The following is an 18919-nucleotide window of genomic DNA, read 5'->3' as shown; positions in this document are numbered from 1 at the left end:
CCCTCAGGGGCGGCCGCGTTCATGCTTCAGGCGGTTTCAGCCAGCAGGGCAGGCCGCTTGGTACAGGTTGTCGATCAGCTCAAGCAGCATGCCACCCGCCCCCTCGAATTCCTGCAAAACCGTGAAATGATCACGGCCTGCGACCTCCAGGCAGGTCGCCGGGCTACCCGTTAGTGCCCACGCTTCCATCATGCTGCGACTCTGCTCAAGAAACGCTGGCGTTTCTTCTCCCCCGACGACAAAAGCTGCAGGCACCAGCGCACCGCTCACGCGGGTTAGTGGCGAGCAAGCCTGCGCCTGTCGCATGTCCAGGCGCAGTTTGTCATTCAGGCTGGTTTCGATCAGTGGCGCCAAATCATAGATCCCGCTGATCGGTACTATTGCTGAGATGGGGCGCTGCTGCGGCGCGAGTGCGGTTTGCGCCATGGCCAACTCGACCGCAAGGTGCGCCCCCGCCGAATGCCCCGCAAGCATGAGCGGCAGGCGGCGGTCCCTGGCCGGGAGTTTCGTGAGGCTGAACAGTAGGCCGTGACTTACGCTGGCGACGATCTGATCGACAGCTACATCAGGGCACAGTGGGTAGTTCAGTAGGGCGACGTTAAAGCCGCGTGCACTCAGCGCCGAGGCAATGAAGCGAAACTGTGCCTTGTCTCGCGACTGCCAGTAGCCGGCGTGCAGATAGACCAGGTTGGCTTTGGCGGTGCCTTTGGCAAAGCACAGGTCCAGGGTCTGCCTGGGGTGTAGACCGTAGCGCAAATCCAGATACCAGGTGCGCTCACGTAGCACCTGGTCGTTGGCCAATTGGTACTGCTCGAACAGGGCGGTGAAGCTGGGGCGATACTGCCCGGTGACGTATTGGTATTCTGCTGTGTTTTTTGGCATGGCTCAGTCTCTTGCGTTGAAGTCAGGCTCAACAGAAACAACCGAACCGCCAAGCGGCGGTTCGGCATTCGAAAAGTGCAGCCTCAGGGCTCAGGTGTTGCTCTGGGCGAATTTTTCGTAGTAGAGGTGGCTGTTTTCCAGGCCTTGCTCATTCAGCCAGTTCTTCACCGACTCGACCATCGGCGGCGGCCCGCACAGGTACATGTCGAACGGCGCGCTGTGCATATGCGGCAACTCGAAATGTTCGGTGACATAGCCGCATTTGCCGTGCCAAAGAGGGTCGGCGTCGCTGATTACCGGGGTAAAGCTGAAGTCGGGAATGCATTTGGCGTAGCCTGCGATCCGCTCCAGTTCGCAGAGGTCCGCCGCCTGCCGAACGCCGTAGTAAAGGTGCACGGGTTGGCCACACCCACCACGTTCGGCAATTTCGTCGAGCATGCCGAGGAACGCCGACAGGCCTGTGCCGCCGGCAACCATCACCAGTGGCCGGGTGATGTGGCGCAGGTAGAAGGCCCCCAAAGGCGCCTCGAATACCAGCTCATCGCCAACCTGGCAACGTTCACGCATGTAGTTGCTCATCGCCCCGTCAGGCAGCAGGCGAATCAGGAACTGCAACTGGTTGGCGCTGTTGGGCTGATTGGCAAAGGAGTACGAGCGCTTGTGATCGGTGCCTGGCACCTGAATGCGGGCGTACTGGCCGGGCAGATAATCCAGGCGCTGTGCTGCCGCGCTGGCATCGACATGAAGGATCGCCGTGGGCGGCGAAACCTGTACCACGGCGCTGACAGTGCCGCGTTGTTCAACGGTGCCCGCGCCATGGCAGAGCGTTGAGTCGAAATCGAAATAGAACGCTGAATCCGACTGCACGCGTGTCTGGCAGGTCAGCACTTTGCGCAGGGCAAGGTCAGTGGCCGAGAGCGCCTCGTCGTCCACGTAGTCCTGGGTGTACTGCCCAGACTCACAGCGGCCCTGGCAGGTGGCACACACACCTTCGCGGCAATCCAGCGGAATCTTGATGCCTGCACGCAGCGCCGCATCAAGCAGCACTTCGTTGCCCTGAACGGTGCAGAACAGGGTTTTTCCATCGGCAAAGTTAAAGGCAACCTTGTACGTCATGATGGGTAATCCGCCCTGTCAAAGATGGTAGAAGTCGAGCACCGAATTGATCGTGTCGTTGAGCAGCACCACATGCTTGCGGGCAATCTTCCAGCTCTCGCCGTCGGGCCGCAGGCGGTAGGTGGCGCGGCCAAAGAATTGCTCGGCGTTCTGCAGGCGGTAGTACAACGTGTGCCAGTTGACCTTTACTTCCAGCTCATCACCTTCCAGCGGGGCAACGCGGACGTTGCTGATCAGGTGCAGGGTGCGCGGCATGGGAATGGTCGAAGCCGCTTTGCCGGTGCGAATTCGAAACACCCGATCTTCCAGCCCGCCGCGATTGGCGTAGTAGATCAGCGACATGCCTTTCTTTGGGTCAAGGGTGTAGACGTGCTCCGAGTCCCACTGCGGCAGGTGAAATTCGCTGTCCTCACTGAACATGGCCAGGTAGGCATCCCAGTCCTGGGCATCGCAGGCTTCGGCGTTACGGTAGAAAAACTGTTCGACGCGGTATTGCAGTTCGCCATTCATGTTCACACCTCCTTGAGCTTGAGGGATTGTTGTTCTTCGGCCTTGCGGGCCAGGCCCTCAAGCAGGAAGCGCTGCCAGTTGCCATGCTGGTTGACGTACAGGCCTTCGTGGGTGAACTCGGTGCCAGTCAGGGCCGGGGCAATGCCGATGGTCTCGCTGTTGCGGGTAGGGCCTTCGACCCACTTGCCGCTGCCGCGTGAAATGTCGCTCCAGCGCTCCAGGCGCGCCTGGAAACCGCGCTGCGCTTCACGAAACTCCACCAGGTCGTCCGGCGTACCAAGGCCCGAGACATTGAAGAAATCTTCGAATTGACGAATGCGGTTCTCGCGGTCGGCGTCGGACTCGCCTTTGACGCCTAGGCAGAAACTGTTGATCTCGGTCTTGTTCCAGGCCAGTGGGCGGATAATGCGCAGCTGCGAACTGATCTGGTCGAGGAAGAACATGCTTGGGTAGATGTTCAGGTTGCGCAGGCGGTGCATCATCCATTCGGCCTTGCCCTGGCCGTGCTCTGCAACGAGGCGCGGCATGATCGCGGCGTAGCCGGGGCGTACGGCCGGGTTGGGCATATCACTGAACAGCACGCTGTGGCCGTTGTGGAAGGCAAACCAGCCGTCATCGGTTTCCTTGTCGCCGGCCCCCAGCTTGCTGTAGTCCAGGGTGTCGTTGGCGGTCAGGCCTTTCTCGGCGTTGACCTGCTGGCGATGTTGCACAGTGGCCACGTAGTTATAGTGCACGGTGCTGACGTGATAACCGTCAAGGCCATTTTCGTTCTGCAGCTTCCAGTTGCCTTCGTAGGTGTAGGACGACTTGCCCGGCAGCACTTCAAGTTCGCCCGTGGCGGACTGCGCGACCATCATGTCGAAGAACACCCGGGCGTCGCCCAGGAAGTCTTTCAGCGAGTCCTTGCCGTGCACATCGAGGCTGACGAAGACAAAGCCCTTGTAGCTTTCGATGCGGGCTTTTTTCAGGCCGCGCGTGGCCTTGTCGAAATCTTCTGGGTATTCGCCCGGCGCCTTGACCTTGACCAGGCGACCGTCGCTTTTGTAGCACCAGGCATGGAAGGGGCAGGTAAAGGTCGATTGGTTGCCCTTGCCGACGCGGGTCAAGGTCGTACCACGATGCTGACAGGCGTTGATCAGGGCGTTGAGCTGGCCTTCGCCGTCCCGGGTGATGATCAGGGGCTGACGGCCGGCGCGTAGGGTCACGAAGTCGTGCTTTTCGGCGATCTCGCTTTCGTGGCACGCGTAGATCCAGTTTTTCTCGAAAATCAGCTCCATCTCGAGATCGAACAGCGCCGGCTCAGTGAACATGTCACGGGCGATGCGGTACACGCCTTGCGCTGGGCGAAAGTCCAGGCAGCCCTTGATGAAGTCCTGCCACTGGGCAATTGATTTGGTGCTCATGGAGTCTGACCTTTGCTTGCTGCGGGAATGTTTTGATTAAACCCCCCAGCCCGCTCCGGCACTATTCAGCTACCACGTGATTACTATCCAGTTTTGCGCTTTTCATCAGGCCGCTGGCTGGACTGATGGTGCTTGACGTGGGCGCGCCAGAGAAATAGCGTGGCCCAGCGTGCTACCGCAAAAGCGCATGAATGAGACGTTCGCGGTTCGGGCTCGATGAGGAAATGCCATGCGTTACTCCCACAATAAAAACAATGCCAGTCGTCAGCAGTTCTCAACCGTTCTCAACACGCCGGCGCAAGCCGTACAGTGGATGTTGAGCATCAATGGGCCACATGCCCTTGAAGTCCCCAGGCCTGACGAGCTGGATTTTCGTCATCACGGCACGATCATTGGCAATGCCGCTATCGGGGATATCGAATACTCGACCCTGGTGAGCGTGAAGATCCAGGATCTGGAGGAGAGCTACAGCATCAACTTGCCGGTATACGGAGAGCAAAGCATCGAGCATCAAGGCAAGGCCTTCGTTTCCAACCCTTCGGTGGGCGTGATCCTCTCGCCCAACCAGTCCTTGCGCATGACCATCGGTGAGAAGTGCCGGAAGAAAATGGTCAAACTTTCGCGCAGCGCGCTGGAGGCAAAGCTATCGAAGTTGCTGGGTCGGCAAATCGTGCAGCCTATACTTTTCGAGCCCATGGTGCATGTGGAAGGGGCGATGCAAGAGTGGTGGAAGCTGGTGGAAAGTGTTCAGTCGATGCTGCAGACCGAGAACTCGTTGTGCGACCTACCCGAGGTTTGGAGCAACTTTGAAGGTAGCTTGATCACGAGCCTGCTGTTCTCTCAACGGCATAACTATTTTGATGAATTGCAAGCGCGGCAAACCGGGCGCCCGCAGTACCTGGCCCAACTTGAAGGGATGTTCAATACATCCCTTGAAACACCACTGACGCTTGAAGACCTGGAGCACGCTGCGGGTGTTTCACGCGAGCGCTTGTATCGTGATTTTCATACCCATTACGGTATGACGCCGATGGCGTACTACCGCCAGTTACGCTTCGAACAGGTGCGTGTACGGCTGACTCAGGCACGCGCTTCGGAAAAGGTCTCCAGCATTGCCATGGATTATGGTTTTCAGCAATTCGGCCGTTTTTCCAAGGAGTACAAGGAGCGTTTTGGGGAGCTGCCTTCTCAAACTTTGAAATCGCACCGCGTCAACTGACGAGTTAGCGCTCATTATTGAAGGTGAATACCCTTAAGGATGATCTCAAATAGCCGGATAATTTCCGGCTACAGAGCCGTCTGCCTACCTACCGTATGTTTAGCAATCTCATCATTACTTCAACCCCGGCTTCGCCGATAAGGAACATTAAGGATAGTCTGAAATAGCCGGATATTTTCCGGCTATCGAGCAGCCAACACATCAAAAAACGACGTACGTTGTAACCTGATCAGCATTCTCTGTTATTCGGGCCCATCGACCACTGCAAGGTGCTTCGCAGCAGCCATTTCCTGCATTGCGCGCGCACCTCTCCTGCGCACGCTAACAAATGTCGGCGTGCCATCCACAGGTTCGACAAAGCGAATAGCGTCAGCATCCGAGCGGTGTTGTTGGCCAATCCTCGAAAGCGTACTTTCGTATAGCTAAACTGGCGCTTGATCACCCGAAACGGGTGCTCGACCTTGGCTCGCACCTGGGCCTTGGCCTTCTCGATCTTGCGGGTCGCTTAATACGGCGTTGCGCTTGCCATGCTTCTTGTACGTGCTGCGCCGGGCTGCAATCTGATGGTGCCTTGGCGAAGCGACAGACCTTTGTCCTGCCAGTAGCGATTGATGACTTCCAGGATGCCCGCTGCCAGTTGGTGTTTCTCCAGAAGGTGCCGGAAGTTCATGATCGTCGTGTCTTCGGGGATCGGAGCGCTGAGCGTCAGACGAGCGAACTGGCGCATCGAAGTGATCTCGTACAGCGCCTCTTCCATGGCTGGATCACTGAGAGAAAACCAGTTCTGCAGCAGATGAATGCGCAGCATGGTCTCTAGCGGATAGGGCTTGCGGCCACCGCCAGCCTTTGGGTAGCGAGGCTCGATCAACGCCACCAGTCCACTCCACGGAACCACCTGTTCCATCTCGGCCAGGAAACGCTCGCGACGGGTTTGCTTGCGCTTGCCGGCGTACTCGAAATCGGAAAAGCTCATCTGACTCATGGGACTGGCTGTAGCTCGTGGTGGAGTGGTGGGCTATTTCAGCACAGCAGGCGGGCGCTGTGCTGAAACTTGATCGGAGAATCCTTAAGGATTTTATTTTCTCGCGGTTTCCTGATAGGTCTGAATTTCAAGGTTTGTGACAGCTTTGAGAAATTGTCTGGATGAGTTGAGCCCGCAGTGTTTAAGGCGCTGAGATAACAGGTGTTATTGTCGAAAACCTTCAGGTAGCGCAGCAACTCAGAAGGGCCCGGGTTGTAGTCCTGGCCAAAGCGAGCCCGGTCGTGGGTGTGGTAGTTACTGAAGTGGGTGGTGAAGCTAATGACGACCAGCACCTTCTCACCAGTTTCAGGGTGCGTGCGCACCACAGGATGCTCGGCATCCGGGTAGCGATCCTTGAGCGCCAGGCGCTTTTCGATCGGCATGGCGGCGCCAAAGCTGGCCTCGATGCTGTGCCGGGCGCGCAGGCCTTCGATCTTGTCCTTGACGTCCGCAGGCAGGCGCTCGTAGGCCACCACCATGTTCGCCCACTAGGTGTCGCCGCCCGCGGGCAGGCATTCCAGGCAGCGGAGCACCCATGGAAGGGCTTTCGCGTCAGGTAGTGTCAGTGTGCCAGCCGTTCTCGTAGCGGTCCACCGGGGTTCCCGGTGATTTGTGGATCTGCACCAGGCCAGGGTAGTCCGGGTGGCTGCCGTCCACCGGGTGATCTTCCCGCTCGGCGAAGCGCCGGGCGAACGCCACATACTCGGCGTGGCTGATGTCCCGGTTGCGCAGGAACAGCACTCGGTGCTTGAGCAGTTGCTGGCGAATCTCGGCGAACAGCCCAACGTCATGTATGGCGTCGGCCAGGTTCAGGCCAACCAGTTCGGCACCGATGGTGCAGGTCAATTGTTCGACTTGCATGATGTGGTCTGCCCTTAGATGCAGAAGATCGATGAGCCGGTGGTCTTGTGTGCTTCAAGGTCGCGATGGGCTTACACGGCATCCTTTAGCTCGTGGCGCTGGTTGATATCGATCTTGAAGCGGCCACTGCTGACATGGTCAAACAGCTCGCCGGCCATGGCGGCTTTTTCGGCGGGGTCGGCAATGTAGTCGGCCAGGGCCGGGCGGGTCAGCATCAGCGAGCCTTTGATCGCCAGGATCTGCGGGTCGAATGGCTCGATCATGCCGGAGGAGGTGCCCACACAGACCATCAGGCTTCGGCGATTGAGGGAATCCAGCGAGCCCATGAAGGTACTGCGCCCGACACTGTCGAACACCACGTTGACGCCCACGCCGTCGGTCAGCTCGCGCACGCGCTTGGCTACATCTTCGTGGCTGTAGTTGATGATGTGGCTGCAGTCATGTGCACGAGCCAGCTTGGCCTCGGTCGACACGGTGCCGATCACGTTCAGGCCGAGCAGCTTGGCCCATTGCGAGACGAGCAGGCCGACACCGCCGGCGGCGGCGTGCAGCAGGATGCTGTCACCCGGCTTGAAGTCGTACAGGTGGCGCAGCAGGTATGACGTGGTGAGGCCGCACATGGTCATGGCTGCGGCAGTTTCGCAGCTGATGCCAGCAGGCAGCTTGATTAGCGGCGCGGCGGGGATGACGCGCTCGGTGCTGTAGGCGCCTAGGGTATTGATGAAGCCGGTAGAGGTGACGCGGTCACCGACGGCGACGTTCAGGGCTACCACCACGACTTGGCCATGGCGCCGCGTCCACCTGTTCAGAAGATCTTGAAGGGCACGTTGACGATCAGCCGAAATTCCTCGATGTTACCTTCAACCTGATACTCACTGGCGCGATGCCACACATACCCACTGATTATGCTGGCCCCCGCCAAGCGGCCTGACTGGGTCACATAATTGACGAAAGCCCCGACTTCGTAGTGGCTTTCGTCGCTTTGCTTGAGTACCGACGAATAGATGCCTTTGGCCCCACTATCATAGTGAGTGCCATCGATACCCCAGCCCTTGATGTACCACAGGTTGGTCTTGAAACCCGGCAGGCCGTAGGCAGCAAAGTCGTTAATGTAGTTAACCTGGAATGAGCGTTCGTTCGGGCCGTTGTAGAACGACAACTGGGTATTGGGCAGATTGATCGCATTGGTTTCGGCCACGTAGTCGAAATATTCATCACCCTTGATTTGCTGCAAACCCAGTCTCAAGCTGTGGTTCTTGTACTTGGGTGTCACGCTGATGCCATACGCCTGCTGCTCGATCTTGCCAGCCACCTCCCGCCCGCTGGACTGCGTGTTATAGAAATCGAACTGCACATCGGTGTTGATCGTGTCCCCTTTGAATTGCCTGCCAAGGCCCACGTACTCGCGATCCCAGATGTCTTCGAAACGTGAAACATAGAGGTTGGCGCGCCAACCGCTCCTGGCCAGGTAATCGGCACCGGCGTAGGCGACCCAGTCGCCGCTGACTCGGCGGGAGCCGAAACTGGGGCTCAAGTCCTGGCTACCGGCACCGGTTCGCGGCGTGGCTTTGTCGAAGTAGCCGGACTTGAACGTCAGCCCCTCGATTTCGTTGCTTTCAAGTGAGATCCCATCGTAAGACGAAGGCAGTGTTCGAGTGTCGGCATATGCCATGACGGGTGTCTTGACCTGGTGCCTGCCAACTTTGAGGACGGTGTCTGAGACTTTGAACTTCAGCACTGCAATGCCCAGTTTGCTCCAGTCATCGACCACGTTACCGTCCTTGTCCACCAACAGCCGATTGCTGCCGCCTGCGGTCGCCAGTTTGCCGCGTTCAAGCGCCACGGCCGAGTACAGCGACAGATCCAGGCCAATGCCGACCATGCCTTGGGTAAACCCGGAAACATAATCGAGCTTGAACCCTTCCAGCCATGCCGTGCGGTCACGCACCGGGCGGCGTCCTTCGGATGTCTGGGCGTAATAGTAAGTGTCTTTGCTGGCGATCTCGTGGGAGTACCATTGGCGGGTATTGAGGGTCAGCGAACTGTCCTCGATAAAGCCGGCCTCGCTGGCTTGAGCATTCATCGGCGTCAAAATGAAGACGGCCGAAAGCCCTACGACCACTTGGGTCGAACGAACGGTATGCATAACGTGCTTCCTTATGGATCTTTTTATTGTTGTGAAGGTGCAATCACGCTCGGTCGCCGAGACTGATGTTCGCGACCTGGGGCGCTCTGCGCATCCGCGAAGAGCGCCCAAGCATTTCAGCTGTGCAGGTAACCCTGGACTAACGCCACCCAGCAGGCGGCCCCCAGTGGGATGACGCGGTCATTGAAGTCGTAATGATCGTTGTGTACCGAACAGCCGGTAAACTCACCGTGGCCATTGCCGAGGACGAAATAACAGCCCGGCCTTGCGTTGAGCATCCAGGCGAAGTCTTCGCTGCCCATCAGCCGTACCGGCATTTGCTTGAGCACATTTTCGGCGCCTAGTACCGCCTCGACCACCGCGCGCAAGCGTTCGGTCTCGGCTTCGCTGTTGACCAGCACCGGGGCCAACAATTGGTAGTCGATCTCAGCGCTGACCCCGTAACTGGCGGCTTGGCCGGCGACGATTTCGCGGATGCGGCGCTCCACCAACTCGCGGATTCTTGGCGTGGCGGTACGCACGCTTACCTGCAGGCAAGCCGTTTGCGAGATGATGTTGTAGGCGCTGCCGGCATGTACCGTACCGACCGTGATCACGGCCGCGTCGTCCGCAGCAAGGTTGCGTGAGACCACGGTCTGCAAGGCGCCGATGATTGCGCCCAGCGCGGGAACCGGGTCGATTGCCCGCTCCGGCATTGCGCCGTGCCCGCCTCGTCCGTTAAGGGTGATGGTCACCCGTTCCGAAGAGGCCATGAAGCCGCCGCTTTGCACCACGGCCTGGCCAACTTCAAGGCCAGGCATGTTGTGGTAGGCGTACACCGCATCGCAAGGGAAGCGCGTGAACAGGTCATCTTCAATCATCAGCCTGGCCCCGGCCAAGCCTTCCTCATCGGGCTGGAAAATCAGGTTCAGGGTGCCATCGAAGCTCGCCGAACGCGCCAGTTGTTCGGCGGCGGCCAGCAAGGTGGCAGTGTGGCCATCATGACCGCAGGCGTGCATGCGCCCTGGGTGCTGGCTGGCCCACGGCAGGCCATTTTTTTCCAGAATCGGCAGGGCGTCCATGTCGGCGCGGATACCCAGGCTACGCTTGCCGTCGCCACGCCTCAGCACGCCCACCACGCCGTGGCCGCCGACACCGGTGTGAACCTCGTAGCCCCAGCCGCCGAGCATCTCGGCAACCAGCGCTGAAGTGCGCGGAGTGTCGCCGCCCAACTCGGGCGCGCGGTGAATGTCCTGGCGGATCAGGGCGAAATGGGCGGCGCTGTCCTGCAGTTCATTGATGATCTTGAAAATGCTCATGGCTGAGTCCTTATTGGCGAATGAGTGAGGTTCAGGCGCGGCCTGGGTGTTCAGGGAACAGCCGCAGCGCGGCCAGGCTCAGCGCTACGGCGCCAATCAGGTAGGCCGCCGGCGTCAGCGGGTTGCCGGTCAGGCCGATCAGCCAGGTCACCAGCAGCGGCGAAAAACCACCGAACAGGGTGACGCCGAAGCTGTAGATGATCGACATGCCGGTCACACGTTGCTCACGTGGGAAGGCTTCCATCAGCAGGGACATGAACGGTCCGATGCCGACGGCCAGCGGCATAATCAACAGCACGATGGCCAGCATCATCAGCAGCGAATTGCCACTGCCCAACAGCAGGAAGGAGGGGTAGACCATAATCAGCGGCATGCCCATGGTCCAATACAGCATTGGCTTGCGGCGGGGCATGCGGTCAGCCACGCGCGCAGCGATCGGCGGCATGATCGCCAGCAGGGCGCTGGCCAAGCCGACCAGGGCGAAGGCGGTGCTGGCTGGATACTGCAGGGTACGAATCAGGTAGGTCGGCATGTAGAACACCACCAGGTACATGCTGACCGTAGAGCTGGCCATCGTCGCGATGCCCAGCAGCAGGGTGCGCCGTTGGGTGTTCAGCAGCTGGTTCAGGGGAGTGGCTGCATCGCCTGGGGCGTGGGTTTCATCCAGGTGGCGGCGAATGTACCAGCCTACCGGGCCGATCAGCAGGCCAATCACGAAAGGCACCCTCCAGCCCCAGCCTTCAAGGGCTTCAGGGCTGAGCAGGTGGCTCAGCAGCAGCCCACTGAGGGCACCCAGCAACGCCGCGGCGCCTTGGCTGGCACCCTGCCAGCTGACCATGAAGCAGCGGTTTGCGGTGCTGCCGGATTCCATCAGAAACGCCGAGGCCGTCCCCACTTCGCCACCGGCCGAAAGGCCTTGCAGCAAGCGCCCTAACACCAGCAGCACGGTGGCACTGATGCCGATGCTGGCATAGGTAGGGCAGAAGGCGATGATTGCGGTGCCGACGGTCATCAGGCCAATGGTCAACGACAAGGCGGCCTTGCGCCCGTGACGGTCAGCGACCCGGCCAATCAACACACCGCCCAGTGGGCGCATCAGAAAGCCCACGGCAAAAGTTGCCAACGACAGCAACAGGCCGGCGAAAGCTGAATCGCTGGGGAAGAACAGTTTGCCGATGATGGCGGCGAAAAAGCTGTACACCGTGAAATCGTAGATTTCCAGGGCATTGCCCAGGGATGAGGCAATGACCACTCGGCGCATGTCAGGCGAGGTTGGCTGTGTACGTGACTGGTCGGCTGTCGCGCAGGTCGCACTAGCGGTTGTGGTTTTCATTCTGCGTTCCTGAACCCATCTGCTTGTTGTGCCGCCAGTCTTGGGCCTGCAGGCACAATCTGCACTTGGCATTTCTGCAAGGCCCTCACAAACGGTACAGGCGCAGTTGCCCGACAGCGTTGCGTGGGCAGCCGCTGGGCAGATTCGACAGGATGTGCACCACAGGTGGGCAGGAAGTGTGACGATTCAGATGTATGCGGGCCGGTAAATGCCTGTAATCAGGGTGACACAGGCGCTTGCCGGCACTTTTATCAAGGCCTTGAGTTTTGCTACATGTGAGGCCTAGGGCTGCTGCGTAGCGTTCTCCAGCGACTGGCGCAGCATGCCGAACAGCTGGCTGGCGGTGGTGGTCAGGTAGCTGCGGTTGATGCACACCAGGTTGATGAAGTAGTCCGGTATCGGCTCCTGCACCTGAACCTTGTGAAAGTGCCTGGACAAGTCGCTCAAGCCAACCAGATCATGCCCCAGCGCGGGCTCGCTGATGGGCATCACCGCATCGCTGTCGATCAGCAACTTGACGGCCAGGTTCATGGCCGTGCATTCGAATACCTGGCGGGGGCGGGCCAGGGCGCTGCCTTGGAACAACTGGTTGAACTGTGACTGCGCATCGCTCAACGGGTCGACGCTGATCCAGGTGGCTTGCTGCAACTGGCGCAGGGATTTGGCATGGCGCAGCGGGTGGTCCCTGCGCACCACCACCGCGCCGGCAAGCCTGCACAGCGGTTGCCAGTCCAGGCCAACGGTGCTGGCCGGCAATTGCGAGGTCAAGGCAAAGTCCAGCAAGCCGTCGCGTAGGTGTTGCAGCAGTTGCGTCGGGCGCATTTCCAGTACCCGCAACGTGACGTGCGGATGTTTCTGCTGGAACGCCAGCAGCACTTGCTTGAGGGGAGACAGCAGCGCCGTCACCGGGGTAACGCCCACGGTAATCTCGCTGACCACCTGGCCTTTCATGTCTTCGATTTCCTGGCGCGCACGGCGCACGCTTTCCAGCGCCTGGCGGGCATGCCCGAGCATGCGCTGGCCATATTCGGTCAGCGTCATGCCCTTGTTCGAGCGCACCAGCAATGTGATGCCCAGTTCACTCTCCAGCTCCTTGATCGCCCGGCTCAGTGCCGACTGTGTCAGGTGCAGAACCGCCGATGCGTCTTGCAGGCTGCCCGTTTCGTGGATCGCTACCAGCGCGCGAAGTTGATGCAGTTTCATTATTGTTCCCAGCGATTGAACCGAGCTTTTTGCCGGCAAGTTTGCCAGATAGGCGCTCTGGGTGAGAAGCGCGACCGGCCCCGCAAGGCTGGCAGGGAATACGCAGGGACCGACCCAGATTCATATGGGGTTCGTAAACAAGCTGATCGGCTATTCCCTTGCGCTTGATTGCACACTCACGCAGAATGGCTCGATTGAAATATCTGCACCCCTGTATTTCGCGGTTGCCGAGAGGGCAATCGACACCCTTTAACAGCGTTCAGCAACATCGACGGCGCCATCCCTGGCGACGTTCACAGGCCAAGTGCTTTCATCCTCGACCCTGCCACGGGTCAGTCGAACTCAAGCCGCCTGGAAGATGTGGGGACGCTTTCCATTTTCGTTCATGTGCGCAGCAAGTTGCCCCAACGCGGGGTCCAGATCTGCAGGCGATAGCCGAGCATGACGTCTTAGTGCAATCACTTGTGCCAACCGCATAGGGAGTATTCGCGCACCCGATAATCCTATCCCTCTCAGGAGGCGTTGAAGTGAAGTACGCAACAGGAGAAAGCCCATGCCCTTCGAACCGCCCTCAGATCAGCACCGCGACGGTGTCGATCCGATCACGTCAGGAGGCGTGAAGTCGATCCCTGCGCTTGAGCGCAGCAAATTTGGCGGTACCGACCGCCAGCCCAGGCGCCCGAGCGACGATGACGATACGCCCGTATCGCGCAGCGACCTGAGCAAAGGCCATGACGAAGTAGTCGAGCATCACGAGGCTTACATCAACTGGAGCGTCCTGTTGATTTCGTCCGTGGTGATACTGGTGTTTTCCATCACCACGATCCTCATACCCGATGCAGCACGCTCGGCAATGAGGCGGACCACTGACTGGATTGCGACAAACCTGGGTTGGTACTACGTGCTGACGATGACGCTGGTCATCGGTTTCGTGCTGTGGGTCGCGTTTTCCAAGGAAGGGGATGTGCGCATCGGCCCTGACCACTCACGGCCGCAGTACAAGCTGGTGACGTGGGTCGCCATGCTGTTCGCCGCTGGGGTCGGGATAGACATGCTGTTCTATTCGGTTACCGGCCCGGTCGTGCAGTATCTGCACCCGCCCAGTGGCGCCGGCGGGACTGCCGAGGCCATGCAGGACGCAGTGATCTGGACCATGTTCCACTATGGCATCGCGGGTTGGGCGATGTATGCCTTGCTGGGTATGGCCATGGGTTACTTCGCCTATCGATGGGACATGCCGCTGTCGATTCGCGCCGCGCTCTATCCGCTGTTTGGCAAGCGCGTGCGCGGCCCGTTGGGCGATGGCATCAGCATCATTGCGCTGGTCGGTACCGTGTTTGGCGTCGCCACATCGATGGGCATCGGCGTGGTACTGCTGAGCGTGGGTTTCTCGCTGATTTTCGGTCTGGAGCAGGGCCTTACCTTACAGATCGTACTGGTAGTGGGGGCTGTGGCACTGACCATCGCGGCTACCACGTCCGGGGTCGACCGTGGCATCCGCTGGATCGCCGAACTGAACCTGTGGAGCGCCGTGGCCATGATGCTCTACATTCTGCTGACCGGGCAGACGGCATTCCTGTTGAATGCCCTGGTGTCGAATATCGGCCAATTTCTGGTCACCTTCCCCGCCCGGACGTTTCAGACGTTTGCCTATGAGCCAGAAGGGGCTGGGTGGATGGCGGGCTGGACGTTGTTTTTCTGGGCCTTCTGGTTGGCCTGGGGGCCTTTCGTTGGCGTGTTCCTGGCGCGGATTTCGCGGGGGCGCACCTTGCGTGAATTCGTCCTGGCGGCAGTCACCGCGCCGGTGCTGTGCGATTTCATCATAGTCTCGCTGTTCGGCAACAGCGCACTTTTTCAGGTGCTTCAGGGCAACACCGAGTTTGCCCAGCTGGCGATGGACAGCCCCGAGCGGGGTTGGTATGCACTGCTGCAGATGTTCCCAGGCCCGATGTTTCTTATTGGACTGGCGACGCTGTCAGGCTTGCTGTTCTACCTCACCAGCGCCAATTCCGGCGCTATGGTGATGTCGAATTTTTCTGCAACGATTCCCGACCCTTCTCATGACGGCCCCAGCTGGCTGCGGATCTTCTGGGCCTTGCTCACGGCCATGCTCACCGTAGCGATGCTGGTCGCAGGCGGGGTGACGACCATGGAATATGCAACGCTGATCTTCGCGCTACCGGTGACGATCATTGCTTATCTGGTGATGGCATCGTTCTACAAGGTATTGCGCATGGAACGCGCTGAACGCGAGGGGAGGGTGCTGCGCCGGCCCTCTGTGGCGGCTATCGGGGGGCATGTCCCTGAGCGCTCCTGGAAGCAGCGGCTCGAGCACTTGCGAGCGTACCCATCGATGCGCCAGGCTACCCAGTTCCTCAACCGCACAGTTGGGCCAGCATTGGACGAAGTCGCCGCTGAATTTCGCAATCAAGGCTATGACGTCACGCGGGAAAGCGTGGTCAATGCACACGGTATCGAGGAGCCGTTGTTGCGGGTATCGATGGATACGTTCCGTGATTTCCATTACCACGTCGCCATTGTCGAGGCGCCAGTGCCCATGTTCAGTGGCCGCATGACACGCGAGATCGATGTCTACTATCGGTTGGAGGTGTACACCCAGACGGGGTCGGGTGGTTATGACCTGATGGGGCTGACCAAACAGCAGGTCATCGACGATGTACTCGATCGCTATGAGACACACCTGGCGTTCCTTGTCTTTTCCAGCGAGAACGCTACCGCCTCTGTGCTGACACCCCGGCAGTACCAGCCCCCTGAAGCGCCCGATGAATCCGGGCAGGGCCCGCGCTGACAGGTCGATGCGGTTCGCCAGCAGGTGCCCAGGCCCCTGCTGGCGGTTGGTTTTACTTCAGTGTCTTGAGGTAGGCAACGAGGTTTTGACGGCTCTGAGCGTCAGCTTGGCCGGGGTACATCATCATGTTGCCCGGTACGAGGTCTGCTGGCTTGGTCAGCCACTTGTCCAGGTTGGCGTCATCCCACTTCAGCTTGGCCGCTTGCAGTGCGGCAGAGTAGTTGAAGGCGGGAGCCTGGCCGCTGCTGCGATCGAACACGCCTAGCAGGCTGGGGCCCATCAAGTTTTTGCCCTGTTCAGTGCTGTGGCAGAAACCGCATTGCGTGGCGAAAAGGGCCTTGCCTTGAGCGGCATCGCCCTCGGCCAGCGTCAGGGGGGCGACCAGGAGCAGGGCGCTGGCAACCAGCAGTTGTGCAGGGTTCATTTCACTTCCTTCGGATTTAACCGCCACGTCAGGCATGGCGGGGCTTCAAGAACATTCAGAAAGGGTTGGCGAGGTCGATACCCGACTTGCCTGGCGAGAGGATGTTGTTGGGGTCCAACGCACGCTTGAGGGTGTGCTCGAGCTTGCGCTTGACCGGGCCGTAGCTGTTCGCGACGCGATCCTGGAAGGCCGTGTTGACGCGGTAGACGGCGTAGCCTTCCTGCTCGAACACATCCAGCAGTTCGGCGAAGCAGGCATTGGCGCGCAGGGTTTCTTCCGCGTTGCTGCGGTCGTACAGCACATCGATCACGTGGTGCATGTCGCGCCAGCCGACGATGAACTCGCCGACATAGTCCAGCCCATGCTTGTTGAGGGTTTTCTTGGCCAGTGCCTGCTGCTTGTCGCACTCGCTGCCTCGGGCCTGGCTCACCGGCGCGAACCACATCGAGCCACCGCCGCCACGCCAGTTGTACAGGCCGAATTCCTGCAGGTTGGGCACCCCGGACATCAACTGCGCACGGTACTTGAACGGCTGGGTGTCACCGGCCTCCTGCTGGGTGAAGATGCGGCCTTTGCCCAGTTTCTTCAGGGCGTCGGTAACGATCTTCCAGTTGACGTCGACCTGTTCCTGGGTGCCGTACAGCGCGGCATAGACGTTCCAGGCGCCGAGGTTCTTGTCTTTCTGGATCTGTTTGAGGATCGCGTCGGACGTCGCCCCCGGCTCGTTGGTGTAGTCGGCGCGCCGGGTATTGCAGGTGGCGGCCTCCCAAAGCACACCGGCGATGACAACCGAGTTGGGAATGACCTGGGCGATCCGCAGCGGGCGGATGAATTCGACGATCTCGGCGATATCCGAGGCGTTGTCGAACTTGATCTCGAACGGCTTGAACACGGGAGGCTTGGGCATCAGCCAAAAGCCCATCTTGGTACAGATGCCATAGTTGGCCTGGGTGAACATGCCGTCCAGGGTCGGGCCGTAACCCCACTTGAACACCTGCCAGGCATTGTCGCCTTTCACGCCGCCCATGCCGGTGCGGTACACGTCGCCATTGGCCAGCACGACTTCCATGCCGCACTGCATCAGGAAGTGCTCGCCGTAGGGCGTGTAGCCCACGCCGCGATCCATGGTGTTGCCCAGCGGCCCGGCGATGGCCGACGGTGCGGAGAACGACAGCATCAGCGGCAGTTTGTGTTCCTGCAGATAGTCGTACAACTGCTGGTAGGTCACCCCCGGCTCGACCAGGGCCGTGCACAGTTCCGGGTCAACATGGAGGATCTTGTTCATCTTCTTCAGGTCGAGAATGACCTGGCCGCGCTGGCTTGGGGCCGCCGAGCCATAACCGAAGTTGCGCCCGGTGGAGATGGTCCACACCGGGATCTTGTGTTCGTTGCAGATCTTTACCACGCCTTGCACCTGCTCGACGGTGGTGGCGGTGACGGCGGCGGACGGGGTGTGCTCGGCGGTGTCCACGGCCATCATGATCTTGGTGTAAGGGATCAGCTGATCGTCCTTGATCAGGACGTTTTCATCGCCCAGCAGGGCCCGGAACTTGGCAATGGCCTGATCGAAGTTGGCGAGGTCGACGCCGCGCGGGAGCAGGGTGGTGGTGTTTTGCTCAGTCATGTCTTACAGCTCCTTCAAGCCTCGATCGAAAACGAAACGAAATGACCGGTCAGCACCGCCGACCGGTTGCCGACCACAGGCGCTTGCCCGATGTGCGTGGTGCCCAGGGTGGCGAGGGCGTAGCCGAGTGTGGCCGCCCATTGGTCCGAGGCGCCTTTGTCACGGCCGGCAGCCGACGCGCGCAGGGGGGGCTGCTGGCCGCGCAGGCGATGCTCGGTAAGGCTGAAACCTGCGCCGCAGGCGTTCAGGCTCAGGCCGAGTTGCGGGGCGCAGCCACTGGCCGTTTCGCCGCTGAGCAGGCGGTGGTGTGAAGCGTGGGCTGCGGCGTGGTGCTGGCCAAGCCACTGCACGTGCGCACCGGCGCTGCGCGCGAGGTCGACGATCAGTGCGGCACTGGCATCGTCGACCAGGCCGATGATGCGTTGCGGTGTGGCGATACGCAGGCGTTTCTCAAAGCCAAGGATGAAGTCCAGGCTGAGGTCGGTACGTTGGACCTTGACTTGCTTGCCGGCGGGGCTTGCGTTGACGCCCTGGAGGAAAGCCGCCTGCGCGGCTGCGCTGCTGACCAGTACCAGGGTTGGACGCGCCGGTTGTGGTTGTGTGCCCAGGGCACTGTTGGCCGCGCTGATGCCTGCGCTGCTCATGGCAATGCCGGCAAGGCTGGACAATGCCATGCCTTTGAGCACGAATCGGCGTTCGACGTTCATGGCTTGCCTCCGGCCGGGTTGGGCGCAGGCGCGGATGCTGTGGAGATGTACTCGGCAACCTGTTGCAGCGCGTTGTCGTCGATGAACGAGGCAGGGAAGGCGGGCATGGCGCGAAAACCATTGCGCACGATCGCAGTGATGTATCCCGGCGGCAGCTGGCGGCCGGTGATTTGCGGCCCGACCTGGTGTTCGTGGCAGTGGCCACACACCTTGGCGTAGACATTTTCGCCGCCTTTCCAGGCACCATCGCCATCGGCAGCGGCGTTATTGGCAAGCACGAGCAAGGGCAGGGCGAAGCAGGCGGCCAATGTCCGTTTCATCACGGCGCCGTCGCGAAGTGAAGACATTTCGTACTCCATTTTT

The 18919-nt window shown here is 60.1% G+C and carries 14 protein-coding genes and 3 pseudogenes; 2 read left to right on the top strand and 15 right to left on the bottom strand.

Translation table 11 applies throughout. The features are described 5' to 3' along the window. Positions 1–36 precede the first annotated feature (36 nt). The 4 genes from PM2_RS24640 to antA form a co-directional block, all read right to left on the bottom strand. Positions 37–882, bottom strand: coding sequence for an alpha/beta hydrolase (locus tag PM2_RS24640; RefSeq protein ID WP_028699703.1), 846 nt, complete (start codon positions 880–882; stop codon positions 37–39). A gap of 90 nt (positions 883–972) precedes the next feature. After that, positions 973–1998 carry an anthranilate 1,2-dioxygenase electron transfer component AntC gene (antC, locus tag PM2_RS24635; RefSeq protein WP_028699702.1) on the bottom strand — a complete coding sequence of 342 codons (1026 nt, stop codon included), beginning with the start codon at positions 1996–1998 and terminating at the stop codon, positions 973–975. Between the two features lie 18 nt (positions 1999–2016). Continuing rightward, complete coding sequence (gene antB, locus PM2_RS24630; protein ID WP_028699701.1) at positions 2017–2508, bottom strand: anthranilate 1,2-dioxygenase small subunit; 492 nt, start codon at positions 2506–2508, stop codon at positions 2017–2019. 2 nt (positions 2509–2510) lie between these two features. Next, the gene (gene antA, locus PM2_RS24625; RefSeq protein ID WP_028699700.1) at positions 2511–3911 is read right to left on the bottom strand and encodes an anthranilate 1,2-dioxygenase large subunit; all 1401 of its coding nucleotides are present in this window, start codon (positions 3909–3911) and stop codon (positions 2511–2513) included. A 229-nt stretch (positions 3912–4140) separates the two neighbouring features. Between antA and PM2_RS24620 the strand changes: the two genes are divergently transcribed. Continuing rightward, complete coding sequence (locus PM2_RS24620) at positions 4141–5130, top strand: AraC family transcriptional regulator (RefSeq protein WP_033740702.1); 990 nt, start codon at positions 4141–4143, stop codon at positions 5128–5130. A 298-nt stretch (positions 5131–5428) separates the two neighbouring features. On the opposite strand, the pseudogene PM2_RS24615 reads toward PM2_RS24620, so the two are convergent. The 7 genes and pseudogenes from PM2_RS24615 to PM2_RS24585 all read right to left on the bottom strand — a co-directional run. Further along, positions 5429–6112: pseudogene (locus PM2_RS24615) on the bottom strand (transposase); the annotation flags it as partial. Positions 6113–6333: 221 nt separating this feature from the next. Further along, a pseudogene (locus PM2_RS24610) lies at positions 6334–7012 on the bottom strand (TauD/TfdA dioxygenase family protein); the annotation flags it as partial. Positions 7013–7083: 71 nt separating this feature from the next. Next, positions 7084–7773 (bottom strand): annotated as a pseudogene (locus PM2_RS24605) (quinone oxidoreductase family protein); the annotation flags it as partial. Positions 7774–7817: 44 nt separating this feature from the next. Continuing rightward, entirely contained in the window at positions 7818–9158 is a 1341-nt protein-coding gene (locus tag PM2_RS24600) for an OprD family outer membrane porin (protein ID WP_028699699.1), read from the bottom strand. Between the two features lie 116 nt (positions 9159–9274). Further along, a complete protein-coding gene (locus PM2_RS24595; RefSeq protein ID WP_033740700.1) occupies positions 9275–10456 on the bottom strand; it encodes a M20 aminoacylase family protein in 1182 nt (393 codons plus the stop codon). A 31-nt stretch (positions 10457–10487) separates the two neighbouring features. After that, positions 10488–11789, bottom strand: a complete 1302-nt coding sequence (locus PM2_RS24590) for an MFS transporter (protein ID WP_028699697.1) — start codon at positions 11787–11789, stop codon at positions 10488–10490. Between the two features lie 282 nt (positions 11790–12071). After that, the gene (locus PM2_RS24585) at positions 12072–12992 is read right to left on the bottom strand and encodes a LysR family transcriptional regulator (RefSeq protein WP_028699696.1); all 921 of its coding nucleotides are present in this window, start codon (positions 12990–12992) and stop codon (positions 12072–12074) included. A gap of 553 nt (positions 12993–13545) precedes the next feature. Here PM2_RS24585 and betT point away from each other — a divergent pair. After that, positions 13546–15801 carry a choline BCCT transporter BetT gene (gene betT / locus PM2_RS24580; RefSeq protein ID WP_028699695.1) on the top strand — a complete coding sequence of 752 codons (2256 nt, stop codon included), beginning with the start codon at positions 13546–13548 and terminating at the stop codon, positions 15799–15801. Between the two features lie 52 nt (positions 15802–15853). On the opposite strand, the gene PM2_RS24575 is transcribed toward betT, so the two are convergent. The 4 genes from PM2_RS24575 to PM2_RS24560 are packed head-to-tail and all read right to left on the bottom strand — an operon-like array spanning position 15854 to position 18903. Continuing rightward, complete coding sequence (locus tag PM2_RS24575) at positions 15854–16225, bottom strand: c-type cytochrome (protein WP_028699694.1); 372 nt, start codon at positions 16223–16225, stop codon at positions 15854–15856. Positions 16226–16280: 55 nt separating this feature from the next. After that, complete coding sequence (locus tag PM2_RS24570; RefSeq protein WP_028699693.1) at positions 16281–17849, bottom strand: FAD-binding oxidoreductase; 1569 nt, start codon at positions 17847–17849, stop codon at positions 16281–16283. Between the two features lie 14 nt (positions 17850–17863). After that, the gene (locus PM2_RS24565) at positions 17864–18556 is read right to left on the bottom strand and encodes a hypothetical protein (protein ID WP_028699692.1); all 693 of its coding nucleotides are present in this window, start codon (positions 18554–18556) and stop codon (positions 17864–17866) included. Continuing rightward, on the bottom strand, positions 18553–18903 hold the full coding sequence (locus PM2_RS24560) for a c-type cytochrome (protein ID WP_033740698.1): 351 nt from the start codon (positions 18901–18903) through the stop codon (positions 18553–18555). The genes PM2_RS24565 and PM2_RS24560 overlap by 4 nt, the downstream gene beginning before the upstream one ends. Positions 18904–18919: the final 16 nt, after the last annotated feature.

It is taken from the genome of Pseudomonas monteilii NBRC 103158 = DSM 14164 (assembly GCF_000730605.1).
Classification (GTDB): domain Bacteria; phylum Pseudomonadota; class Gammaproteobacteria; order Pseudomonadales; family Pseudomonadaceae; genus Aquipseudomonas; species Aquipseudomonas monteilii.
The sequence above is the reverse complement of the archived record's forward strand: the minus strand, read 5'-3'. Positions and strand labels throughout refer to the sequence as shown.